Origin of the sequence: Streptomyces sp. NPDC087263 (assembly GCF_044744645.1) — a bacterium.
In the GTDB taxonomy this organism is placed as follows: Bacteria; Actinomycetota; Actinomycetes; order Streptomycetales; family Streptomycetaceae; genus Streptomyces.
This window is the reverse complement of the sequence record NZ_JBIUYT010000008.1, coordinates 337,738-362,169: the sequence shown is the minus strand read 5'-3', so window position 1 is coordinate 362,169 and position 24,432 is coordinate 337,738. Positions and strand designations below refer to the sequence as shown.

General features: G+C 71.3%; 14 protein-coding genes and 2 pseudogenes. 4 read left to right on the top strand and 12 right to left on the bottom strand.

What is annotated here, in order from left to right:
- Position 1 precedes the first annotated feature (1 nt).
- Both ACIPC1_RS26700 and ACIPC1_RS26695 read left to right on the top strand, forming a co-directional pair.
- Positions 2-817 (top strand): FMN-binding protein, encoded by an 816-nt coding sequence (locus tag ACIPC1_RS26700; RefSeq protein WP_402521122.1) that lies wholly within the window; start codon positions 2-4, stop codon positions 815-817.
- Between the two features lie 43 nt (positions 818-860).
- Positions 861-1,598 (top strand): FAD:protein FMN transferase, encoded by a 738-nt coding sequence (locus ACIPC1_RS26695; protein ID WP_402521436.1) that lies wholly within the window; start codon positions 861-863, stop codon positions 1,596-1,598.
- Positions 1,599-1,716: 118 nt separating this feature from the next.
- Here ACIPC1_RS26695 and ACIPC1_RS26690 read toward each other — a convergent pair whose 3' ends face one another.
- The 5 genes from ACIPC1_RS26690 to argC are packed head-to-tail and all read right to left on the bottom strand — an operon-like array spanning position 1,717 to position 6,562.
- On the bottom strand, positions 1,717-2,253 hold the full coding sequence (locus ACIPC1_RS26690; RefSeq protein ID WP_402521120.1) for an arginine repressor: 537 nt from the start codon (positions 2,251-2,253) through the stop codon (positions 1,717-1,719).
- Positions 2,254-2,260: 7 nt separating this feature from the next.
- Positions 2,261-3,469, bottom strand: a complete 1,209-nt coding sequence (locus ACIPC1_RS26685) for an acetylornithine transaminase (protein WP_402521118.1) — start codon at positions 3,467-3,469, stop codon at positions 2,261-2,263.
- Positions 3,466-4,377: an acetylglutamate kinase gene (gene argB / locus ACIPC1_RS26680; RefSeq protein WP_402521116.1), complete on the bottom strand. Its 912-nt coding sequence runs from the start codon at positions 4,375-4,377 to the stop codon at positions 3,466-3,468. The genes ACIPC1_RS26685 and argB overlap by 4 nt, the downstream gene beginning before the upstream one ends.
- Positions 4,374-5,525, bottom strand: coding sequence for a bifunctional glutamate N-acetyltransferase/amino-acid acetyltransferase ArgJ (argJ, locus tag ACIPC1_RS26675; RefSeq protein WP_402521114.1), 1,152 nt, complete (start codon positions 5,523-5,525; stop codon positions 4,374-4,376). Before argJ ends, argB begins: the two co-directional genes overlap by 4 nt.
- Positions 5,522-6,562: an N-acetyl-gamma-glutamyl-phosphate reductase gene (gene argC, locus ACIPC1_RS26670; RefSeq protein ID WP_402521112.1), complete on the bottom strand. Its 1,041-nt coding sequence runs from the start codon at positions 6,560-6,562 to the stop codon at positions 5,522-5,524. Before argC ends, argJ begins: the two co-directional genes overlap by 4 nt.
- A gap of 454 nt (positions 6,563-7,016) precedes the next feature.
- On the opposite strand from argC, the pseudogene ACIPC1_RS26665 reads away from it, so the two are divergent.
- Positions 7,017-7,193 (top strand): annotated as a pseudogene (locus tag ACIPC1_RS26665) (transposase); the annotation flags it as partial.
- A gap of 189 nt (positions 7,194-7,382) precedes the next feature.
- Here the strand turns inward: ACIPC1_RS26665 and ACIPC1_RS26660 are convergent.
- Entirely contained in the window at positions 7,383-8,912 is a 1,530-nt protein-coding gene (locus ACIPC1_RS26660) for a S8 family peptidase (RefSeq protein WP_402521110.1), read from the bottom strand.
- A 285-nt stretch (positions 8,913-9,197) separates the two neighbouring features.
- On the opposite strand from ACIPC1_RS26660, the pseudogene ACIPC1_RS26655 reads away from it, so the two are divergent.
- Positions 9,198-9,353: pseudogene (locus ACIPC1_RS26655) on the top strand (DUF485 domain-containing protein); the annotation flags it as partial.
- 130 nt (positions 9,354-9,483) lie between these two features.
- Here the strand turns inward: ACIPC1_RS26655 and ACIPC1_RS26650 are convergent.
- The 6 genes from ACIPC1_RS26650 to ACIPC1_RS26625 all read right to left on the bottom strand — a co-directional run bounded on the left by ACIPC1_RS26650 (position 9,484) and on the right by ACIPC1_RS26625 (position 24,280).
- Positions 9,484-10,470 (bottom strand): TauD/TfdA family dioxygenase, encoded by a 987-nt coding sequence (locus tag ACIPC1_RS26650; protein ID WP_402521108.1) that lies wholly within the window; start codon positions 10,468-10,470, stop codon positions 9,484-9,486.
- Between the two features lie 119 nt (positions 10,471-10,589).
- On the bottom strand, positions 10,590-17,033 hold the full coding sequence (locus ACIPC1_RS26645; protein ID WP_402521106.1) for an amino acid adenylation domain-containing protein: 6,444 nt from the start codon (positions 17,031-17,033) through the stop codon (positions 10,590-10,592).
- A 5-nt stretch (positions 17,034-17,038) separates the two neighbouring features.
- Entirely contained in the window at positions 17,039-18,529 is a 1,491-nt protein-coding gene (locus tag ACIPC1_RS26640) for a hypothetical protein (protein WP_402521104.1), read from the bottom strand.
- Entirely contained in the window at positions 18,526-19,344 is an 819-nt protein-coding gene (locus ACIPC1_RS26635; protein ID WP_402521102.1) for a thioesterase II family protein, read from the bottom strand. The genes ACIPC1_RS26640 and ACIPC1_RS26635 overlap by 4 nt, the downstream gene beginning before the upstream one ends.
- Positions 19,341-22,502, bottom strand: a complete 3,162-nt coding sequence (locus ACIPC1_RS26630) for an amino acid adenylation domain-containing protein (protein ID WP_402521100.1) — start codon at positions 22,500-22,502, stop codon at positions 19,341-19,343. Before ACIPC1_RS26630 ends, ACIPC1_RS26635 begins: the two co-directional genes overlap by 4 nt.
- Positions 22,499-24,280 carry a non-ribosomal peptide synthetase gene (locus ACIPC1_RS26625; RefSeq protein WP_402521098.1) on the bottom strand — a complete coding sequence of 594 codons (1,782 nt, stop codon included), beginning with the start codon at positions 24,278-24,280 and terminating at the stop codon, positions 22,499-22,501. The genes ACIPC1_RS26630 and ACIPC1_RS26625 overlap by 4 nt, the downstream gene beginning before the upstream one ends.
- Positions 24,281-24,432: the final 152 nt, after the last annotated feature.

Genomic DNA, 24,432 nt, shown 5'->3' with positions numbered 1-24,432 from the left:
GATGAAGAAGAGCCACCCCCTCAGGCGTGTCGTGCTCGCCAGCGCCGCCACCGTGTCCGGGATCGTCCTGCTGCTGTCCCTGAAGCCCGGGTCCGACCCGGCCTCCGCTTCGGCGCAGGGCGGAGCGGCCGCCCAGGCGACGGTGGCCGGGCAGGAGTCGCCGCAGGGCGGCAGCTCGGACCAGTCGTCCTCCGGAACGCGTACGGTCACCGGAAGCGTGGCCGACACCCAGTACGGGCCTGTCCAGGTCCGTCTCACCCTCAGCGGCGACAAGATCACCAAGGCCGAGGCGGTCCAGGCGCCCAGCGGCGGCCAGAGCACCACGGTCACCGCGGACGCCGTACCGAAACTCAACCAGGCGGCCGTCGCCGCGGGAACCGCCGACATCGACGCCGTCTCCGGTGCCACCTACACCAGCGCCGGATACAAGAAGTCCCTCCAGTCCGCCCTCGACCAGGCCGCCGAGAGCGCACCGGCCGAGCCGGCGGCGTCGCCGTCCCAGCCGGCCGCGTCGTCCGCGGCAGCCGCGGCGCCCGCCCCCGACGGCCAGACCGTCGACGGCGATGTCGTCCAGACCCAGTACGGGCCCGTCCAGGTCCGCCTCACCCTGAACGGCACATCGATCTCCAAGGCCGAGGCCATCCAGGCACCCAGCGGGGGACAGAGCACGGAGGTGACCAGCAATGCCGTACCGAAACTCAACCAAGCGGCCGCAGCCACCCAAAGCGCCGACATCGACGCGGTCTCCGGAGCCACCTACACCAGCGCCGGATACAAGAAGTCCCTCCAGTCCGCACTGGACAAGGCCGGTGCCTGACCCGGCGGAGGCCTTGCCCGCGCTGCGCCACGTCGAGGAGGTCATGGGCACCGTCTTCTCGTTCGACGTGCGCGGCGGCGAACCTGCGGCCGTTCAGGCCGCGTTGGAGGAGGCGGTCGCCCAACTCCACCGGGTGGACGAGGTGTTCAGCACCTACCGCCAGGACAGCCAGATCTCGCGTCTGGCGCGCGGTGAGCTGACGGTCGCCGAGTGCGATCCGGAGGTCGCCGAGGTGCTCGACCTGTGTGCCGAGGCGGAGCGGCTCAGCGAGGGCTGGTTCAGTACGACGTACGAGGGACAGCTCGACCCGACCGGTCTGGTGAAGGGGTGGTCGACCGAGCGCGTGGCCCGGCTCCTCGCCGCGGCCGGGGCTAGCGGGGTCAGCGTGAACGGCGGTGGCGACGTCCAGCTGTGCGGCATGCCCGGACCGCAGCGGCCGTGGCGGGTCGGCGTGGCGGATCCGCTCCGCCCGGGTTCCCTGGCGGCCGTGGTCTCCGCCGCCGGCGCCGACGAACTGGCCGTGGCCACCTCCGGCACCGCCGAGCGCGGTGCGCACATCGTCGACCCGCGCACCGGCAAGTCCGCGGTCACCGACCTCGTCGCCGTGACGGTGGTGGGCCCCCACCTGACCTGGGCGGACACCTGGGCCACGGCAGCCTTTGCGATGGGCTCCCGCCAGGCACTCGACTGGCTGGAGTCACTCCCGGACGTGGAGGCCCTGCTCATCACGGCGGGGGACGAGGTCAGGTGTACGGGCGGGCTCGCTCAGCGACTCGGCTGAGCCCCGACAGGGGCGCGGGGCTGTCACATCATGCGGCTCCGCCGCGTGGGCGCGAGCAGCCACAACGGGTCCGCACCCGACGCACAGGACCCCGGGTGCGGCTCCACTCCCGTACACCTCAGTGGTTGTTCTGAGCCAGCCTCAGGAGGTGATCGGCCAAGGCCTGCCCCCCGGCAGGCTCCCGGCTGATCAGCAGCAAGGTGTCGTCCCCGGCGATCGTGCCGAGAATGTCCTGCAGCTCGGCCTGGTCGATCGCCGAGGCGAGAAACTGCGCCGCCCCCGGAGGGGTACGCAGCACCACGAGGTTCGCGGAAGCCTCCGCGGAGATCAGCAACTCCGCGGACAACCGCCGCATCCGCTCCTCCTTCGCCGACTCCCCCAGCGGCACGCGCGGCGTACGGAAGCCGCCCTCGCTCGGTACCGCGTAGATGAGGTCGCCGTCGTTGTTGCGGATCTTCACCGCGTTCAGCTCGTCCAGATCCCGGGAGAGCGTCGCCTGGGTGACGTGCAGCCCGTCGTCGGCGAGCAGCTTCGCCAACTGGCTCTGTGAACGCACCGGTTGCCGGTTGAGGATGTCCACGATCCGGCGGTGGCGTGCGGTGCGGGTCTGCGGTACGGCAGGCCCTGCGTGCTCGTGGTCCTGCGCCTGACTCATCGTCGTCTCATTCCCCGGTTCGTCCTTCCCCGTCGACCGCGTCGAGGACACCAGGGAGAGCCTGGAGAAACGCGTCCACTTCGTCATCGCCGAGGTTCAGCGGCGGCATCAGCCGTACGACATCGGGGGCGGGCGCGTTGACCAGGAGACCGGCATCCTGAGCCGCCTGTTGCACCTGCGGTGCGAGCGGCTCGGTGAGCACGATACCCAGGAGCAGGCCCGCACCCCGGACATGGTCGATCAACGGATGCCCGAGTGACTCGATTCCGTCCCGCAGTTTCTCGCCCGTGCGCTTCACGTTCTCCAGGAGCCCCTCGGACGCGATCGTGTCGAGTACGGCGAGTCCGGCGGCGCAGACGACCGGGTTGCCGCCGAAGGTCGTGCCGTGGTGGCCCGGCTTCAGCAGCTCGGCGGCCCGGCCGAAGGCGACGGTAGCGCCGAGCGGCAGTCCGCCGCCGAGCCCCTTCGCCAGCGTGACCACGTCCGGCAGGACACCCTCGTGCGCCTGGTACTCGAACCAGTGTCCGGTCCGGCCGATTCCGGTCTGTACCTCGTCCAGGACGAGGAGCGCGCCGGTCGCGGCGGTGATCGCGCGGGCGGCCTTCAGATAGCCGGCCGGGGGCACGACCACGCCCTTCTCGCCCTGCACCGGTTCGATGATCACCAGTGCGGTGTCCTCGGTGACCGCTGCGGCGAGGGCCTGCGGGTCGCCGTACGGGACATGGGTGACGTCACCGGGCAGCGGCAGGAACGGGTCCCGCTTGCCGGGCTGGCCGGTGAGCGCGAGGGCGCCCATGGTCCGGCCGTGGAAGGCGCCGTGGGTCGCCACCATGTGCTTGCGGCCGGTCAGCCGTCCGATCTTGAAGGCGCCCTCGACGGCCTCGGCGCCCGAGTTGCAGAAGTACACCCGGCCGTCCCGCCCGAAGAGCTGGAGCAGCCGTTCGGCGAGCGCGACGGGCGGCTCGGCGACGAACAGGTTGGAGACATGGCCGAGCGAGCCGATCTGCCTGCTGACCGCCTCGACGATCGCCGGGTGGGCGTGCCCGAGCGCGTTGACCGCGATGCCGCCGACGAAGTCGAGGTACTCCTTGCCGTCGGCGTCCCACAGCCGGGTGCCCTCGCCGCGCACGAGGGGCAGCCGCGGGGTGCCGTAGTTGTCCATCAGCGAGCCCTGCCAGCGCTGGGTGAGCTCTGCGTTGGTCGCGGTCCCGGTCATGCGTCCCCCTCGGTGCTCTCGTCCGGCACGACCATCGTGCCGATCCCCTCGTCGGTGAAGATCTCCAGCAGGATCGAGTGCTGGACCCGGCCGTCGATGACCCGGGCCGTGGTGACGCCGTTGCGTACGGCGTGCAGACAGCCCTCCATCTTCGGCACCATGCCGCTGGCCAACTCGGGCAGCAGCTTCTCCAGTTGGGCGGCGGTGAGGCGGCTGATCACCTCGTCGCTGTTGGGCCAGTCCTCGTAGAGGCCCTCGACGTCGGTGAGGACCATCAGGGTTTCGGCACCCAGCGCCGCAGCGAGTGCCGCAGCCGCCGTATCAGCATTGACGTTGTAGACATGTCCGTCGTCCTGGGAGCGGGCGATCGAGGAGACGACCGGGATACGGCCGTCGGAGAGCAGTGCCTCGATGGCACCCGTGTCGATTGCGGTGATCTCGCCGACCCGGCCGATGTCGACCGACTCGCCGTCGATCACGGGCCGGTGCTTGGTGGCGGTGATGGTGTGCGCGTCCTCGCCCGTCATGCCGACGGCGAGCGGCCCGTGCTGGTTGAGCAGCCCGACCAGCTCACGCTGCACCTGCCCGGCAAGCACCATGCGTACGACGTCCATCGCGTCCTCGGTGGTGACCCGCAGGCCCGCCTTGAACTCGCTGACGATGCCGTGCTTGTCGAGGGCGGCGCTGATCTGCGGGCCGCCGCCGTGCACGACGACGGGCTTGAGGCCGGCGTGGTGCAGGAAGACGATGTCCTGTGCGAAGGCGGCCTTCAGGTCCTCGTCGATCATGGCGTTGCCGCCGAACTTGACGACGACGGTCTTGCCGCGGTGCCGGGTCAGCCAGGGCAGCGCCTCGATGAGGATCTGGGCCTTGGGGAGTGCGGTGTGTTTCCGCGTCATGTTGCTCATGAGCTGTAGGCGCTGTTCTCGTGGACGTAGTCCGCGGTGAGGTCGTTGGTCCAGATCGTGGCGGTCTCCTCGCCGGCGGCGAGGTCGGCGACGATGTGGACCTCGCGGTAGCGCATGTCGACGAGGTCGCGGTCCTCGCCCACGCCGCCGTTCTTGCAGACCCAGACGCCGTTGATGGCGACGTTGAGCCGGTCGGACTCGAAGGCGGCTTTCGTGGTGCCGATCGCCGAAAGCACGCGGCCCCAGTTGGGGTCCTCGCCGTGGATCGCGCACTTGAGGAGGTTGTTGCGGGCGATGGAGCGGCCCACCTCGACGGCGTCGTCCTCGGTCGCGGCGTTCACCACCTCGACCTTGATGTCCTTGCTCGCGCCCTCGGCGTCCCGGATGAGCTGCTGTCCGAGGTCGTCGCAGACCTTCCGTACGGCCTCCGCGAACTCGCCCTGTTCCGGGGTGACTTCGGACGCCCCGGAGGCCAGCAGCAGCACGGTGTCGTTGGTCGACATGCAGCCGTCGGAGTCGACGCGGTCGAAGGTGGTGCGGGTGGCGGCGCGCAGGGCGCGGTCCAGTACGTCGCTCTCCACGTCGGCGTCCGTCGTCAGGACCACGAGCATGGTGGCGAGGCCGGGGGCGAGCATGCCGGCGCCCTTGGCCATGCCGCCGACGGTCCAGCCGTCGCCGGTGACCACGGAGGTCTTGTGGACGCTGTCGGTGGTCTTGATGGCGATGGCGGCCTTCTCACCGCCGTGCTCGCTCAGGGACGTGGCCGCCGTCTCGACTCCCTTGAGCAGCTTGTCCATCGGGAGCAGCAGACCGATGAGGCCGGTGGAGGCGACGGCGACCTCGGCCGCGTTGAGCCCGAGGGTGTCGGCCACCTTCTCGGCGGTGGCATGCGTGTCCTGGAAGCCCTTGGGTCCCGTACAGGCGTTGGCGCCACCGGAGTTGAGGATCACCGCGGTCACCCGGCCGCCCTTGAGGACCTGCTCCGACCAGAGCACCGGCGCGGCCTTCACACGGTTGGAGGTGAAGACGCCCGCGGCGGCCGGACGGGGCCCGTTGTTGACCACGAGGGCCAGGTCGGGGTTGCCGTTCTCCTTGATGCCTGCTGCGATGCCGGAGGCAGTGAAGCCCTTGGCAGCGGTGACACTCACGGTGCGACTCCGATCGTGGAAAGACCCATGTCCTCGGGAAGCCCGAGGGCGATGTTCATGCTCTGGACGGCACCGCCCGCGGTGCCCTTGGTGAGGTTGTCGATGGCGCTGATCGCGATGATGCGGTGCGCGGCGGCATCGAGGGCGACCTGTACCTGAACGGCGTTGGAACCGTGGACAGACGCCGTCGCGGGCCACTGCCCCTCCGGCAGCAGGTGCACGAACGGCTCGTCCGCGTACGCCTTCTCGTATACGGCCCGTACGGACTCCGCGGTGACGCCGGCTTTCGCCTTGGCGCTGCACGTGGCGAGGATGCCGCGGGGCATCGGGGCGAGGGTCGGCGTGAAGGAGACGGTGACGGGCTCGCCCGCTGCGGCGCCGAGGTTCTGGATGATCTCGGGGGTGTGTCGGTGGCCGCCGCCGACGCCGTACGGGGACATGGAGCCCATCACCTCGCTGCCGAGGAGGTGCGCCTTGGGCGATTTACCGGCGCCCGAGGTCCCGGAGGCGGCGACGATCACGGCCTCGTTCTCCGCGAGGCCCGCCGCGTACGCCGGGAAGAGCGCCAGGGAGGCGGCCGTCGGGTAGCAACCGGGCACCGCGATGCGCTTGGACCCCTCCAGCGCGGTGCGGGCACCGGGCAGCTCGGGGAGACCGTACGGCCAGGTCCCGGCGTGCGCGGAGCCGTAGAACCGCTCCCAGTCGGCCGGGTCCTTCAGCCGGAAGTCGGCGCCCATGTCGACGACGAGGACGTCCGGGCCGAGCCGCTCGGCGACGGCGGCGGACTGTCCGTGCGGCAGCGCGAGGAACACGACATCATGCCGCCGGCCCTGACCGGCGAGCACCTCCGGGGTCGTCTCCTCAAGGACACGGCCGGCGAGCGGCAGCAGATGCGGCTGGAGCGCACCCAGTCGCTGGCCCGCGTTGGAATTGCCGGTCAGAGCGCCGATCTCGACCTCGGGGTGCACCAGAAGCAGCCGCAGCAGTTCCCCGCCCGCGTACCCACTCGCTCCCGCCACCGCCGCACGTACCGCCATGGAACCCTCCTCCTCGATGGCATGACTATACGTTTCGCTGCACGTTTATGCAACGCGAATGTTGCCGCGGGCCCACCCATTGCGACCGAGATTTTTAGTTGGCACATGGAGAACGCTAGTTGGCAAATCTTGGTCCCGTCACGCTGTGTTGCGGGCAGTACCGGCGAAACGCCCCCGTTGCCGGTCGAGTGATGCTTCTCTGGATGAGTGGGCAAGGCAGCGCTAGCGAAGATCCCGTCGGATTCAAGTCAGCTGGACCACCTTGTCGTGGCGTACGACGGGGACGCCGGACTGCGGGATCGGCTGCGGCTCGGGGACGACTGGCCGCGTCGGTGGAGTTCGACGTGGCAGGTGGGCGCCGACGAGGTCTGCTGGCCGGTCCGGGATAGAGGGTGTCTGAGAAGCCCCGTTCATTGCAGGTGAGTTGGTAGTCCCTGCGCTGATGGAGGCCGAGATGGCCGGGGAACGGCGCGCGTATCCGACCGATCTGTCCGACGTGGAGTGGGCGGTTCTGGCGCCGCTCGTGCCGCCGCCGAAGCCGGGTGGACGGCCGGCGAAGCACCCTCGCCGGGAGATCATCGATGCCCTCGCGTACTGGGTGCGGGCCGGCTGCGCCTGGCGGCTGCTCCCGCCCACCGCCATCAGGGATCCGGCCGACCATCTTCACATCCAGGTGCACCTTGTGTCCGGGCCAACGGGCGGTGATCTTCCCGGCCCCCTCCCTTGAACACACCGTGCGCTGTGCGGCGCGTCACCATGGCGCGGGTCCGGCACCGACGGCACCGGACCCCGCGCATGCCCTACGCGTGCAGCCGCACGGTCACCAGGACACGGCCTTCAGCGCGTTCACGGTGCCCCACCCGTAGAACCCGTTGTGGTTCTTCGAGCCCTTGCACACCGCGTCGATCTTTCCGTCCGCGTCGATGTCATACGGATCGGTGCACGCCGTCTCGTCCGCCTCGGCGTACAGCAGGGCCTTCACCATGGCGGCGGAGGCGTCCGGATGCGTCGACTTGATGAGGGCCGCCACGCCGACGACATGCGGGGTGGCCATCGAGGTGCCCGACATGTATCCCCACTTGCCGCCGGGCAACGGGCCGAGGATCTTACCGCTGGTGGCGGGCGGGGCGGGGGCTTGGTAGGCGGTCGAGTCACCACCGGGGGCGGCGACGTCGATAACACCGAGGCCGTAGTTGGAGAACGACGACTTGAGGCCCTTCGCCCCGGTCGAGGCGACGGTCACCACGCCCGGCAGCTGAGTCGGGATGGCGAAGCACTGGTGCGGGTCGATCACCCGGTCACTGGGCGTGCCGTCGTTGGGGGAGACCGGGTCGGTGATGGAGGCGGCGTCCAGGTCGTAGCCATCGTTGCCGCCCGCCGCGACATTGACTGTGCCCTTGCGCTCCGCGTACTGCGACGCCCGGGTGATGGCCTCCGCGAGAGCCTTCTGGTCCGGGTCGCTCGCGCAGTTGAAGTACCAGGGGTCAGTGTAATAGCTGTTGTTGGTGACATCGACGTGGTGGTCGGCCGCCCACATGAAGCCGCAGACCACGGCCTCGGTGTAGATGTAGCCGGCCGTGGTGGCCACCTTGATGCCCGCGACCCGCACGCCGGGCGCCACACCGGTGATACCGACGCCGTTCTTGGCGCCCGCGATCTCACCCGCCACATGGGTGCCGTGCGGGCTCTCCTCGGCGGTCGGCTGCCAGGAGCCCTCGGTGGTGTCCGGCTTGCCCGACACGCAGTTGGCGGACGCGTCGCGGTTGAAGTTCGGCGCGATGTCCGGGTGGGTGTCGTCCACACCGGTGTCGATGACGGCCACGGTGACACGGCGGCTGCCGAGCGTCCGCTCGTGTGCCTTGTCCGCCTTGATGGCGGGCAGGTCCCACTGCAGCGGCTCCAACGGGTCCTGCCCGTCAGCGGCCTTGGCGTGCGCGACCTCGTCGGCGGTGAGCGCCTTCGGCGTACCGACGTCCGTCGTGGACTGCGCCGGGAGCGGCGCGTGACGTGTGGCGCCCGCCGACTGCACTCCGGGTACCGCGCGCAGGGCGGTGGCGAAGCCAGGGTTCGTGGAGTGGACGACGATCACACCTATCTTGTCGTACGTCACGACGATCGTGCCGCCCGCCGCGGATATGACTCGCTGGACCGCTGAGAGGGTGTGACGGTCCGTCCTGGTGTTGACCACGTACGACAGTTCGGGTCCCTCGGCGGCCTGTGCGGCGGAGGCGGCGGGCGCGGTGCCCGCGGCGGCCGAAGCCGCGCCGGGCAGGAAGCCCAGGGAGGCGGTGAGCGACAGTACGACTGGTACGGCGAGGGCGAGGCGTCGTTTGGAAGTCAGCTGAGCCACAAGGTCTCCATATCATTCGAAAAAGTAAACAAGCTGGCGCTTGGTAGCGCCCGGCAGGTGCATGCCATGTGGCGGGAGAAGCTATCCACCGTCCCCTTTAGGGCGGCAATGACTTGCTCGTGATGACCTACGGGAAAAGTAAAGAGGAGGGTTGAATGGGCTCCAGGCTCCGCAGGAATGCTCTTGTGCGGGAGAGGCATGCGCTTCCCCGTACCCGTCCCCGCCGGTGAGCTACACCTCTCCGACAGCCATCGCCGTCACGCATCCGCAGCACGAGGAGATCCCGTGACCACCGACGCGCCTTCCCCCATCACGACTGCGGGCGGGATGCCGTCCGCCGAGGTCCAGGCGAGCGCCGAGTTCGGCGAACTGCGCCGCTCCCACCGCTCGTTCGCCTTCCCGCTGACCGTGGCGTTCATCGCCTGGTACCTAGTCTCGGTGACCGGCGTCGACGTGCTGCGTCCGGGCGCCGCGGGCAGCGTGGTGGCGTTCGGCGACTCCCTCACCGACGGTACGGGATCCACCGCGGACACGGTGCCTGGCACGAGTGCGGCCGGGGGACTCGCGGGTGTCAGATCCCGAGCGCGGTCTCGGGGAGCCGGGCGCGCAGCGGGTCCGCGAAGGCCAGCAGGACGCGCCGGTCGCCCTCGAAGGCCTCCCGGCTGTGCGCCATCCGGACGTTGTCCACCATCAGCAGGTCGCCCGCCTGCCAGGGTTCGCGGCGGGTCGCTCGCACATAGGCCTCGTTGATCACCTGGATGAGGTCGGTGGTGAAGGGTTCGCCGTTCCCCCACCCGGTGTTGAAGGAGAGGCCGTCGGGCCCGAGCACCGAGACGAGGTAGTCGCGGACGTCCTCATCGAGGCTCCACTCGGAGAAGAAGGCGATCTGGTTGAACCAGGACCGCCGTCCCGTGACCGGGTGGGTGATCAGGGCGGGTCGACGGTGCCAGGTCCGCAGGTCGTCGCCTCGCCACTCGAACTCGATGCCCCCCTCGCGGCAGTACCGTTCCACCTCGTCCCGGGAGGAGGTGCCGAAGGCCTCCGCCCAGGGCAGCCCGACCGTGTCGCTGTAGTTGCGGGTGAGCAGCCAGCCCTCGGTCTCCAGGCGGTCCACCACCTCGGCGGGGAGCGCGTCGACCACGGCGCTGGAGTCGGCCACAGCGGTGCAGCCGCCCTGGTCCGGGGCGATCAGGCAGCCCATGATGAGCATGGCGGGGAACTCGCGGGCGTAGCTCAGCTCGTGGTGCATGCACATGGTCTGGTCGTCGGCCCAGCTGGCGGTGGAGTAGACCGGTCCGGGGGCCTCGTCGCGGTGGGCGAACCCCTCGTGTTCCACCATCAGTTCATCGGTGTCGGCGAGCGCCTTGCTGACCGCGGCGAAGGTCTCCGGGTCGCCCAGCCCGAGGCCCCGCACCAGCACGGCGCCGTGCTCCGTGACGGCCGACCTCAACTCCCCCCTGGTGCGCCGGGCCCAGTCGAGGGCTCCATCACGTGCGTCATCAAGTGCGTCCACATGCCATACAACCAACGGGGAGCCGTTGCTGACCGCTGTCATCATCCGTCCTTCATCCATCACGCCGGCCGTGCCGGTGCTGTTCGATTCGCCGATGTCCGGGCTGTGCGGGACGGGAGCCCGTCCCGCACAGCCGGAACTTTCCGTGGTTCCAGGAAGAGGGGCTAGAAATCCAGCACGATGACCCCTTCACCGAGGAGGCTTTCCTCGTGGCGGACCTGGCGCGGGGCAACCAGCTCGGCCTGACCGGCGACGGTCGCGTGGGTGAACAGCTGTGCCACCCGGACCGCGCTGGAGAAGTGCTCGTTCAGCAGCGCGTGCAGGCGCAGCACCTTCAACGAGGAGCCGCCGAGTTCGAAGAAGTTCTGGTCGATCCCGGCGACGGGGCCGCCGAGGACGTCCTGCCAGATCGCGCAGATCTGCTCCTCGGTCGCGGAGCGCGGTGGCGTGGCGGAGACGGCCTGGTCGGACAGGAAGCGCGGGAGCGGCAGGGCGGCCCGGTCCTGCTTGCCGTTCGCCGTCGTCGGAATCGCGTCGACCACGATGAACTCGGCGGGGACGAGGACCGACGGCAACTGCTCGGCCAGGTGCGAGCGCAGCTGCGACGGCAGACGGTCCGTATCGGCGCCCGCACGAGGGACGGCGTACGCCACCAGGTGGTACTCCTCCGTGCTGCGGCGGTGCGCCACGACGACGCACGCGGACACCGACGGGTGCGCCAGTGCGACGCTCTCGATCTCGGCGGGGTGCAGGCGCACTCCGTTGATCTTGAGCTGGTCGTCGATCCGGCCGCGGACCTCCAGCAGCCCGTCGGGGCGCAGCCGGCCCAGGTCACCGGTCCGGTAGAGCAGGTCCGACGCGTCGGCGCGCTGCGGGTTCGGCAGGAAGGCCGCCTCGTTCGCCTCGGGGTTCTCGAAGTAGCCGAAGGTCCGGAACGGCGTGCGGATGAGGATCTCCCCCAGCTCGCCCACACCGCACAGCTCACCGTCGCGCATCAGGACGGCCTGGCACTGCGGCAGCGGCGAGCCCACCGGCAGCAGCTGCGGCAGCGCGGCGTTCCGCGGGACGCGGTAGGCGAACTTCGCCATCGTCGTCTCGGTCGGGCCGTAGAGGTTCACCACCTCGGCGGAGTCGGGGAGGACCTCCCGGAACCGCTCGACGAGCGCCGCCTTGAGCGGCTCGCCGGCCAGGAAGGCCAGCCGCAGCTCGCCCAGGCCGGTACCGGCCGACGCGTCCAGCAGCCATGACTGGAGCACCGTCGGTGCCGCGTGCAGCACCGTGATCCGCTCCCTCACCAGCCAGGAGAACACCGCCTTCCCGCCCAGCACGTCCTCGGGCCCGGGCAGCACCGTGGTGCCGCCGCTGACCAGGCCGACGAGCGTGTCACGGAGCATCACATCGAAGGAGGAGCTGGTCAGCTGAGCGCACCGGTCCTGCGACGTCACACCGAACTCCTGGCTCTGCCAGCGCAGGAAGTGGGTCAACGAGGCGTGCCGGCCCAGGACTCCGCGGGGCGTGCCCGTGGTTCCCGAGGTGAAGAACAGGTACGCGGGGGAATCGGGGTCCACCGCCGGGAGCGCCACCTCAGGGGCCGCCGGGAGCGACGCCTCGCGGCCCGCCAGCTGCGACAGCCCGGTACCGGCGTCCACGGTGGTCTGCGGCATGCCCTCGATGACGGCGGGCTGCGGCTCGTCGGCCTCCTCGACCCGGACGCAGAACACCGGAGCGCCGACTTCGACCAGGTGCCGACGCCGCCCTGCTGGCAGCGCCGGGTCCACGGGGAAGAACACGGCGCCACTGCGCAGCACGGCCAACATCGCCACGACGAACCCCGGACTCCGCGGCCCCGTCACCGCGACCACCTGTCCCCGCCCGCACCCCGCCGCGACCAGGTGCCGGGCGAGCTCCTCGGAGCGGTCGACCAGCTGCCGGTAGGTCAGGGCGGAGCCGCCGTGGCTGACGGCCGTGGCGTCCGGTGCGATCGCGGCCCGGGCCGCGATCAGTTCGGTCACCGGCGGCTGCGCGGGCGCGTCCATCGGCGTCGCCAGGGCCGCACCGGCATGGGCGTCACCGGGCAGGACCAGGGAGTACGCGTCCAGCGGGCGGTTCGGTGCGGCGACGACCTGGGTCAGCAGTGCGCTGAACTGCCCCAGCATGGCCGCCGCGCGGGCCGCCGAGCAGGAGTCGGTGCGGTAGACGAGCTCGATGTGCAGGGCGGCGTCGTCCCGCTCCGAGACGTAGAACGTGAACGGCAGCTTGGCCTCGGGCTCCCAGAGGGTGTCGTCGAACGACGTCTCCACGCCGTCGATCACCGCCTCCTCGTGGAGCCGGCCGAGGTAGTTGAGCAGCACGTCGAACACGGGACTGCGGTCGAGGCGCCGCATCGGGTTGAGTCGCTCCACCAGCAGCTCGAACGGCGCGGCCTCGTGCGCGTAGCCCTCGTGGAGCCCGGCGCTGACCTGGGAGAGCAGGTCGAGGAAGGTCGAGTCGCTGGCCAGCTCGGTCCGCAGCACGAGCGTGTTGAGGAACAGGCCGACGATGCTCTCCGTCTCGACGGCGTCACGGTTGGCCACCGGGTAGCCGACCACCACGTCCGACTGGCCGCTGAGCCGGGACAGGAGCAGGTTGAGCGCGGCCATGGCGATCTCGAACGGGGTCGTCGAGGTATGCGCCGCGAGCCTGTGCAGTGCCGCGCCGGTCTCCACGGGCACGCTCCGCGCGAGGCGGCCGTCGGCCCGGCCGCTGCCCTGGGGCTCCGGCACGTCCGTCGGCAGTTCGAGCTGGGGCGCGCCCGCGAGCTTGGCGAGCCAGTACTGCAGATCGGGCTCGACCGCCCCGCTCGCCACCCGTTCCCGGACGGCCGCGGCGTAGTCGATGTATTGGACCCGCGACGGCGCCGGCACGGACTGCGCCTGCGACGGATCCGCCCGCCGGCCGTAGAGGGCCGCGAGATCGCGCATCAGCAGCCTCATGGACCAGCCGTCACCCGCGATGTGGTGGAGCGTGAGCAGGAACCGGTGCTCGGACGGGCCCGTCCGGAACAGGGCGAACCGGACCGGTGCCTCCTCGGTGAGCCGGAAGGGCACCATGTCGTCGGTCTGCACCAGCCGTGCGACGGCCTCGTCCAGCTCCGCGGGATCGCACGCGGTCAGGTCGTGCTCGGCGTAGGCCACGGGCAGCCCTTCCCGGACCCGCTGGGTCGGTGTCCCGCCGACCGCGTCGTAGGTGACGCGGAGCAGCTCGTGCTGGGCGACGAGGTCCTCCAGCGCGAGGCGCAGGGCGGGGACGTCCAGCGGGCCGCGGAAGGTCGCCAGCGTACGGATGTGGTAGGCGGTGCTGTCGGAGTCGAGCTGGGACAGGAACCACATCCGCTCCTGCGCGAAGGACAGCGGGTGGCCGTCCGTGCGGGCGACCACCGGTATCCCGGTGTGGGTCCGCGGGGCCGTCTCGTCCACCAGGCGGGCCTGGGCGGCGATGGTGCGGTGGGCGAAGTAGGCGGCCGACGGCAGGTCGAGGCCGAAGTGCTCGTTGACCCGGCTGGCCAGTTGCAGGGCCAGCAGGGAGTGGCCCCCGATCACGAAGAAGTCGTCCGTGCTTCCGAAGGCGTCGCTGCCGAGCAGTGCGGACCAGATCCCGGCCACCGCCCGCTCGGTCTCGGTGGCGGCCGCCACCCGCTCCGCGGTCGCCAGCTCCCCGTCGCCGAGCCGGGACAGCGCCCGGCGGTCCACCTTGCCGTTGGCGGTGAGCGGCAGGGTGTCGACGCGCAGGAAGTGGGAGGGCACCATGTGGGTCGGCAGGCGGCGCAGCAGCGCCGCGCGCAGGGCCTCGTTGGAGGGCGCCGAACCGGTGGCCTCCAGGTAGGCGTAGAGCAGCCCGGTTTCCCCGCCGCTCGCGCGGGGGAGGACCACGGCGCGCTCGATCCCGGGTTCGTCCCGCAGCGCCTGTTCGATCTCGCCCAGCTCGACGCGCTGGCCGCGGATCTTGACCTGGTTGTCGCGCCGCCCCAGGTAGCGCAGCTGTCCGTCGGGCGACCAGCAGGCCAGGTCACCAGTGCGGTACATCCGGCCGGTGCCGTCCCCCTCCGCGACGAACGGGCCATTGCCGAACGGGTCCGCAACGAACCGCTCCGCCGTCAGCTCCGGGCGGTTCAGGTAGCCGCGGGCCACCTGGGCCCCGCCGATGCAGAGTTCACCGGTGACGCCGATCGGGCACGGCCGGCCGCTGTCGTCGAGGACGTAGAGGCGGTTGTTGGGCGCCGGACGGCCGAGGGTGACCGGCCGGTCGCGTTCCACGTGCAGCGTGGTGACGTCCACGGCCGCCTCGGTCGGGCCGTAGTAGTTGATCAGTCGCGCACCGTCGTCCCCGACGGCGCCGAAGAAGCTCCGCGCGAGGCTGCTGTCGAGCTCCTCGCCGCTGCAGACGCAGAACCGCACTCCCGGGAAGCCGTCCTGACAGGAGTTCAGGTACTGGCTGAGCATGGACGGGACGAAGTGCACCACGGTCACCGCGTGGCGGCGGATGGTCGACCGGATCAGCTCGGGGTCGGACTCTCCCCCGGGCGGGAGCATGACCTGCCGGGCGCCGATCGCCCCGGGCAGCAGCAGTTCCCAGACGGAAACATCGAAGGTGTACGGCGTCTTCTGCAGGATGACGTCGTCCTCGTCGAGGCCCAGGTCCTCGACCATCCAGTGCAGCCGGTTGACCAGGGAGCGGTGCTCGACCAGGGCGCCCTTGGGGAGCCCGGTGGACCCTGAGGTGTAGATGCAGTAGGCGAGGTCGTCCGGCCCCGCGGCGGGCGGCGGGTCGTCGGTGCGCTCCGACAGCGGCCCGGCCAGGTCCAGCAGCGTCCGGCCGGTGAGGGCGGGGTCCACGGCGTCCCCGACCCGCAGCACGACGGCGCATCCGCTGTCGTCCAGGACGTGGCGGACCCGGTCGTCGGGGTCGGTCGTGCTCAGCGGCAGGTACGCGCCACCGGCTTTCAGGACGCCGAGGACCGCCGCCGTCAGGTCGGCGGACCGGGCCAGCCGCAGCGCCACCAGGGAGCCGGTCGCCACGCCGTACTTGTCGCGCAGCGTCCACGCCAGTCGGTTGGCCTGCGCGTTGAGCTCGGCGAACGTCCAGGACCGTTGCTCGTCGACGACCGCGACGGCGTCCGGGGTGCGCCGGACCTGCTCCTCGAACAGCCGCACGACGGTGGTGTCGAGGTCGTACGGTGCATCGGTGCGGTTGAAGCCGTGCGTGACGAGCTCGCGCTCGGCGGCGTCGAGCAGTTCGAGGGCCTCCACCGGCTCGTCCGGCCTTGCCACCGCGTCCGACAGCAGAACCTCGAAGTGGCGCAGCAGCCGTTCGATGCGGTCGGCGTCGAACAGTTCGACGGCGTACTCGACGGTGGCGAGCAGCCCTTCGGGCGTCTCCGCGAAGAACAGCGTCAGGTCCATCTTGCTGTGGCCGTTGCCGACGCGGACCGCCTGCACTCCGAGGCCGGGCACCTGTTCGCCGGGCTCGCCGAAGCCCTCATCGGACATGATCATGATGTCGAAGAGCGCGTTGCGCCCCACTTCGGCGTCGGCGCCCGCGTCACGGACCACCCGGTCGAACGGGTACTCGGCGTGGCCGAGGGCGCCGCGCACGGTCCGGTGACTGTTGAGCAGCAGCTCGCGGAAGCTCGCGCCGGGCGCCACCGGATCGCGCAGGGCCACGCTGTTGATGTAGCAGCCGATCTGGTCGAACAGCTCGGGCAGCGGCCGGTTGACGGCGGAGGTGCCCAGGGCGATGTCCCGCTGCCCGCTGTAGCGGTACACCAGCACCCGCAGTGCGGCGCTGAGCGCAGCGAACGCCGTGGTCCGCTCCAGCCGGCAGAGGTCCTTGAGGGCGGCCACCGTCTCCTGCCGCAGGACGCGGGTGGCGTTCGCGCCGAGGTGGCTGCGCACCGTCGGGCGGGGGCGGTCGGCGGGCAGGTCCACCCGCTCGACCGGCTCCTGGAAACGCTGCCACCAGTACTCCCGGGAGGCGTCCAGGGCGCCGCTGTCGAGCACGGTCTGCTGCCAGACCGCGTAGTCCTTGTACTGGAGCCGGGCCCCGTCCTCGGCCTCCTGCGGGGCGCCCCGCACACCTCGCCGGTAGGCGTCCAGCGCCTGGTCGAGGAGCACGGTCAACGACCATCCGTCGACCGCGATGTGGTGCGCCGCGAGGACCAGGACGTGGCGGTCGGCGGCCTCCTGCACCAGCATCACGTGCAGCAGGCGCCCGGCGGCCAGGTCGAACGGGCGCGACACGAAGTGCTCGATCAGCCGGTCGGTCCCCTGGGTGGCGACCCGGTACGTCCAGTCCAGCTCCGCGTCGGCGGCCGGCCGCTGCAGGGGCACGCCGTCCACGCTGCCGAACACGGTGCGCAGCGCCTCATGGCGCCGCAGCAGCTCGGTGAACGCCTCCTTGAGCGCCTCGACGTCCAGCTCGCCGTCCAGCCGGTAGACGGCGGGAACCGTGTACGCGGCGTGGGCGTCGCCGGACTGGACAGCCAGCCACATCGTCAGCTGCGCCGACGACAGCGGGTACCACTCCGCGTCCGGGGCGGACGCGATCTCACTGATGCTCTGCGGTGCGGTCATCGGGTTCACCTCGCGACTCGGGACTCGGCCAGTTCGGCGCGGCCGATCAGGACACCACCGCAACTGGTGCGGCACACCAGCTCCAGTGCCTCGTACTTCTCCCAGGTCGGCAGCGCCGCGCGGAACAGCGGGGCGACCTGCCGCAGGAACGCGGCGGCCGGGTAGACCTGGTCCTCGGCATGCTCCGGGCTGTTCGGCGGCTTCGCGAGGACGTCCTCGATGGCGAGCTCGCGGACCACCTTGGCGTACTGCGACCAGCGGACGAAGGTCGAAGTGCCCTCCTCCATCAGCAGGTGGAACATGCGCTGCGGCTCGGCGTCGGGGTCCACCGGACGGGCCCAGATGTCCTCCAGGTACTCCTCGTCGACCCAGGCGCGGCCCCAGGCGGTGTGCTGCCCGCGGGCCGCCCGGGTGGCGCGCTCATGGAGTTCGGCACGGGCCGGCAGCGGGATCAGGTCCGCCTCGGCGGTGCCGTTGGAGTACATCGGCACGCTGGTGAACGGCCACTGCTCCGAGCTGACGACCAGGACGTAGAGGAGCGCGGCGGTCAGCGCGCAGCCCACGACGGCCATGGTCGTGGCGACCGGCCCGTCGGAGGTGAAGACGTGCGTCGCCGGACGGTCGCCGGTGACCTGCTCGATCAGCCAGGGCCAGTCGAACAGCAGCAGGTAGCACCACATCTGGATGTAGTAGGCCGGGAACATGACCCAGAGGATGACGATGTGCATGGCGATCCACGCCAGGACCATGGGCATGCGCAGCTGCCAGCTGAACATGGCGGCCACCGCGCCGAGTTCGACGACCAGCGTGCCCCAGGCGGCCAGCCGGCACAGCCACGGCTTAGAGATCATCAACCGCGACAGCCACAGCCAGCGTGCCGCCGGCTGGGAGATCCGGAGGTAGAAGTTCAGCGCGGTGCCGTCGAACCAGCCCTGTCGGCCGAAGCGCAGCTTCGCGACGCCGGCGGCGAACAGGGTGTAGGCGAGTGCCACCAGCAGCAGGCAGGGGGCGAATCCCGACGTGAACGCGGAGTCGCGGGCCACCAGCAGGGGCCAGGCGGTGTGGTCGGCGAGCAGCCCGTCGAGCGAGAAGTCGTAGGACACCGAGAAGCACATGGCGAACAGGGTGTAGAGGGCTGCGTGGCTGGAGTGGTTGGCGCCCAGCGCACCGGTGTTCACCGCGTGCAGGAACGCGAAGCCCAGGAAGGTGAGGATCCCGGCGACCGGTTGCAGCAGGCCCGCCGTCGCGGCGATCCAGGCGACGATGGTCAGATTCCTGACCATCACGAGCACCGCCGGGCGGACCCATCGGATCCCTAGGACGCGCAGCGCGAGGACGGGAGTGTAGAAGGCCGACTCGGTCTTCGCCATGATCTTCGGCGCGAACAGCGGCGTGGGCTGCTGGTTCATACAGAGTACGAGCAGCCCCGCGTAGAGGACCGCCCTGAGGACGCCGGAAACCGGGGGCAGCTGATGGAGCCACCAATGGGTGATCATTGTGCTTCTTCCTCACCATGAGAGATGTGAGTGGTCGATGGACCCGGTCCGGTCAACCGGTCGCGCAGGAGTCTGACCACCTCGCCGAACGTCCCCGGCGCCACGAGGAAGAAGTGGTCTCCGTGGAAGATCCGCAGTTCGTACGATCCAAGCGTGAGCTCGGACCAGGCCTCTGCGGTGCCCGGCCGCACCCGGGGGTCCATATCACCGATCAGCGCGGTCACCGGGACGCGCAAGGGTTGCCGGGGCCGGTGGCTGTACGTCTCCACGGCACGGAAGTCGGCGCGCAGTGGCGGTAGGACCATCTGCCGGATGTCCGGGTGGCTGAGCAGCTTGACGTCGGTTCCCCCCATCGCCGCCAACTCGGCCATCAGGGCGTCGTCGCTGCGGGCGTGCAACCGCCGCGGATCGTCGGGCACGGCCGCGCCACGGCACCCGGAGACGAACAGTCGCGCGACCGGCACACCGCGTTCTTCGAGGAGCCCGGCCATCTCGTACGCGACAAGAGCGCCCATGCTGTGTCCGAACAGCGCCAGCGGCACATCGTCGAGTCCGTCCGCCGTCAGCGCGGCGAGCACCGCGACCGCCAGCTCCCGGATGTCGGTGATCGACGGCTCCCTGTGGCGTTCCTGCCGACCTGGATACTGCGCCACCAGCACGTCCACGTCGCCGGACAACGCCTCCGAGAACGGGAAGTAGAAACTGGCGGAGCCGCCGGCGTGCGGCAGCATCAACAGGCGCGAGGTCGGACGCCTCGGTGCCGGGTGGAACCTGCACAGCCATCGCCCGGCGCGGGACCCGGTGTCGGTGGTCATGCCTGACCCGCCATCTCGGCCAGGCAGCGACGCAGCTCCACGTCCACACGGGCGACAGCGTCGGCGCTGACGCCGTCCTCCCGCCACTGCGTGACGACCGTCCAGGAGCCGTCTGCGCCGGGAATCGCCTCGATCACGAGCTCCATCGCGGTGCGCGGCGGCCGGATCCGTATGGGCGTCAGCTCGACACCGGCGCCCAGAGCGTCGGCCGGCGGTGGCAGTTGAAGGACGACGAAGGTCTGGAAGAAGGGATGGCGCCCTCGGGCGGGTGCCAGTGCGCCCACCACGTCGTCGAACGGCGTGCGCGCGTGGTCGAGGCCGTCCACGACCAGCCGCACCGCACGGGCGAGTACGGTGCTCGCGTCCTCTTTCGGCTTCGCCGCCAGGCGGACGACGAACGGGTTGACGAAGTAGCCGACGGTCGACTCCGGGACGGGGTCGAACCGGCTGGCCGTCACGGTTCCGAGCGCCGGGTCGGCGATCCCGAAGGTCCGTGCCAGGGCGAGCCCGGCCGCGGCCATGAGTCCGGTCAGGACCGGTCCGCCCAGACCCGCGCAGACCGCCGCCAGGGCTGTCACCGTTTCGGCGTCCACGCGGGTGGCGAGCTCCCGTCGGGCCGCCTCGGCGGCACCACCGGTGGGCGCCGGCAGGAACGGCTCGGGAGCCGACCGCAGTTGGTCGGACCAGTAGGGGAGGTCCCGGTCGGCCCAGTCGGCGAGCTGGTGCGCCTCCCAGGCGGCGTAGCGCCGGTAGCTCAGCCGCCCTTCGTGCGCCGGGACGGGCCGTCCGGCGCAGCGGGCTTCGTAGGCGGCCCGCAGGTCGGCCACGAAGGCGTGCTCCGAGCTTCCGTCGAAGGACATGTGGTGCACCTGGAGGCAGAGCAGGTGCCGTTCGTCACCGATGCGGCAGAGCCTGAACCGCACCGGGATCTCCGAGTCCAGCGCGAACGGCCGGTCCCACCAGTCGGCGACGAGCGCCTCGGCGAGTTCCTGCGGTTCGCGCCCGACGGCGTCGGACGGCGGCTCGACCTCTTCCAGGATTCTGCCGGTCGGCTCGGGCGGCAGAATCCGCTGCACCGGGCCCTCGTCGCCCCAGAGGTAGACCGTCCGCAATGCCGCGTGCGACCGCAGGCACTCGGCGAGTGCCTCGGCGAGGATGTCCCGCCGGAGCGGACCGGCAAGCAGGTAGGCCAGCACGATGGTGTTGTCCGCCGCTCCCGGCGAGGCCATCTCGGCGAGCCAGAAGCGCTGTTGGGCGTGGGAGAGCGGGCCGTCGCTCTCCTCGTCGACTGCTTCCGGCAGTTCGTCGGCCCGCGCCGCACCGGCGCAGTAGGCGGTGATCGCCTCGACCGAACGGAGCCGGTAGACGTCGGCGGCGGTCAACCGGGCGTCGAGCCGTCGGCCCAGCCGGGCCGCCAGCCGGATGACGTCCAGGGAGTTCGCCCCGGCTTCGAGGAGGTCGTCGGCGGCGGTCAGCCGGGCCGTGCCCAGGAGTGCGCGCACCTCCGCCAGCGGACCGCCGGGGGCCTCGCCCACCGCCCCGACGCCTGCGGCCCGGTCGTCTCCGCCGGGTTCGGCTGCGGCCAGGTGCTCCTGGATCAGCGCGGCCACCGCCCGGCGGTCGGTCTTGCCGTTGGCGTTGCGGGGCATCCGGTCCACGTGGTGGAGGAGCGTGGGGACCATGGCGTCCAGCAGCCGGGTCGCCGCGAAGGCCCTGAGCTCCGGCGGGTCCAGGGGGCGCCGGTCGGCGGTGGTGTACCCGGCCACCAGGTGCCGACGGCTCCCCGACGGCGAGTCGACCACCACGGCGCAGGCCTGCGTGATCGAGGGGTGCGTCTCGAGGACGGCCTCCACCTCGCCGGGCTCGATGCGGATCCCGCGGACCTTGATCTGGTCGTCGATGCGTCCGCGGTAGCGGAGCAGCCCGTCCGCGTCCCGCTGGGCGAGGTCGCCGGTGCGGTAGTAGCGCTCGCCCTCGAGGTCGAAGAAGCGCCGCCGGGTCTCCTCCGGGTCTCCGGCGTAGCCGAGGGCGACGCCGTCGCCGCCGACCGCGATCTCGCCCTCGTACTCGCCCGTGGCGGCGCCGGGACGGCCGTCCGGGTCCAGCAGCCGGACCACGGTCCTGGGCAGGGGCGTGCCGATAGGGATCTCGGTGCTGCCCTCGGCCACGTCGCCCGGCCGGACGACGTGGTGGGTGGCGAAGATCGTCGACTCCGCCGGACCGTAGCCGTTGACCAGCTGCAGCTCCGGGAAGCCGGCGAGGACCTGCCGTGCGGCGGCCACCGGGACCCGCTCGCCGCCGGTCAGCACCAGGCGTAGCCCCTCGAAGACATCGGGCCGGTCCTCGGCCAGCGCGGCGAACAGCGAACTCGTCAGCCAGACGCTGTTGACGCCACGGCGGACGCCGGCCTTCAGGAGCTCCGCGTCCAGGGCGGCGGCACCGCGGTCCAGCAGCACGCTCCGGCCGCCGTTGAGCAGCGGCGCCCACAGCTCCAGCGAGAACGCGTCCCACGGCAGCGGTGACGCCTGGAGGAACACGGTGTCGGCGCCGACCGAGATCGCGGGACAGTCGACGACCGTCCGGAGGGTGCCGCGGTGCGGCGACAGCGCGCCCTTGGGCCGGCCGGTGGAGCCCGAGGTGTAGAAGACGCTCGCCGTGCGCGTGCCGTCGGTCTCCGCGGGGGGTGCGGCGGCGGGGTCGCCGGCGAACAGCTCGCCCGGCGTGACGGCGGGGACGTCCGTCCCGGCACCCACCTCCCCGGCGAGCTCGCCGTCGTCGGTGACGAGGAGACAGGTGTCCGTTCCGCGCACCGCGTCCGCGATCCGGAGCCGGGGCCACTGCGGGTCGACGGCCACGTAGGCGGCACCGGCCCGCAGGACGCCCAGCAGCGTGGCCACCAGGTCGATCGAGCGGTCCATCGCCACCGCGACCTGGGCGCCGACGGGCACGCCCCGGCGGCGCAGCTGCGCGGCGACGGCCTCGGCCCGTTCGACGAGCGAGCCGTAGCTGATCGTCTCCTCGGCCTGCTGGACCGCGACGGCGTCGGGACGGAGCCGGGCGTGGTGGGCGACCACGAGTTCTATCCGCTCGCCGTGGGCGTACGGATCGGGCGGGGCAGCGCCCCGGCGGGCGCGGTGGACGTCGGCTGCCGTACTCACTTGCCCGCCGCCGGCGTCCGTACCAGGTCGAGCTGCTCGGCCAGGCCCTGCACGGTGGTGTGGTCCAGCACGACCGAGAAGGCGAGCCGGGTGCCGAGTTCGCGGTTGATCCGGTGGCTCATCCGGAAGGCGAGCATGGAGTGCCCGCCCAGGGCGAAGAAGTCCTGGTCGCGGCCCACCCGTTCGACGCCGAGCAGGTCCGCCCAGAGGGCGGCCACGTAGTGCTCGGTCTCGCCGAGCGGTTCCGCGAAGTCTTCCGCGGCGTGGGCGTCGTGCCCTGCCAGCGCCTCCCGCAGGGCCGCGCTGTCTCGCTTGCCGTGCTGGGTGTACGGGATCTCGCTCTGGACGATGAAGCTGCTCGGCACCATGTAGTCGGGCAGGTCCCTCTCCACCCGGGCGCGCAGCTCCGCGATGTCCAGTTCCTCGCCGAGCACGACGAAGGCGACCAGTCGGCGGTCGTCGCCCTCGCCCTCGGCGAGCACGACGGCGTCCTGCACCTCGGGGTGGTGCCGGAGCGACTGCTCGACCTCGCCGGGCTCCACCCGGTAGCCGTGGATCTTCACCTGGTCGTCGGCGCGGCCGATGAACAGCAGCGCCCCGTCCGCACGCAGCTGTGCCAGGTCGCCGGTCCGGTACATCGGCATCGGGGCGCCGTCGACGGTGACCGTCACGAAGCGCTCGGCGGTGAGGTCCGCGCGGTCGAGGTAGCCGCGGGCCAGGCCCGGGCCGCCGACGAAGATCTCCCCGCGCTCGCCCGCGGGCACCTCCCGCAGGTCCGCGTCGAGCAGCCGGACCGTCACTCCGGCGAGCACCGTCCCGATCGGCACCGTGCCGGACCGCACATCCGACTCGGTCACCAGGTGCGCGGTACAGGCGGTGGTGGTCTCGGCCGGCCCGTACAGGTTGTAGAGCTGTCCCTGGAAGCGGCCCGCGAGCAGGTCGCGGCAGGCGGAGGGCTGGAGGACGTCACCGCCGGCGCAGAGCACTCGCAGCGACGCGAACGCGTCCCGGTCCTCCCGCACGACGTGGTTGACCACCATGGTGGGCACGAGCATCGCCGAGACGCCGTACTCCTCCATCTGCCGCCGGAAGCCCGCGGCGAGCAGTTCCGGTGCCGGCGGCAGGACGACTATCTGGGCACCGGCCGCGAGGGTGGTCCACATCTCGAAGTGGAAGGCGTCGAAGGAGACGTTGGAGATCTGCCCCGTCCGGTCCTCGGGGTGGAGCTGCGGCAGGCCGGGGTTGGTCGCGAACGACACGATGTTCCGGTGCTCCAGCACGATCGCCTTCGGCCGGCCCGAGGAGCCCGAGGTGAACAGGACGCTCGCCGCGTTCTCCGGCAATGGTGCCGCGCCCGCTCCCTGGCCGTCGAACCCGGCCCAGTCACCGATCGGCACGACCTCAGCGGGTACCGCCGTCAGCGAGCCGGCCGACGCCTGGTCGCTGAGGACGACCTTCGCGCCGCTGTCCTGCAGCATCCGGTCCCGGCGGGCGTCGGGGTAGCGCTGGTCCACCGCGACGTAGGCCGCTCCGGCCTTGAGGACGCCGAGCACCGCGACGGCGAAGTCGACGGAGCGGGGCAGGTAGACCCCGACCCGGTCCTCGGCGCCCACCCCGTGGCTGCTGAGCAGCGCGCCCACGGCGTCCGACCTGCGGTCCAGCTCCTCGTAGGTGAGCGTCGTCGTGCCGTCTCCGACAGCCGACCGTCCCCCGTGGCGCCGCACCGAGTCGGCGAAGAGCTCGACCAGGGTGGCGGCGCGTTCGTTCGTTGTCTTCACAGCTTCCTCCCGCACGCGTGCTCAGCGGCGGCGTGCGATCTCATCGTGGAATTCAGGCGATCCGGCGAACCGGCGGTGTGAACGACCCGGCCGTGCCGACCCGGACCACGTCATCGCCGCGGGCTGCGCGGCCGATCGGTGCGTGACGGCTG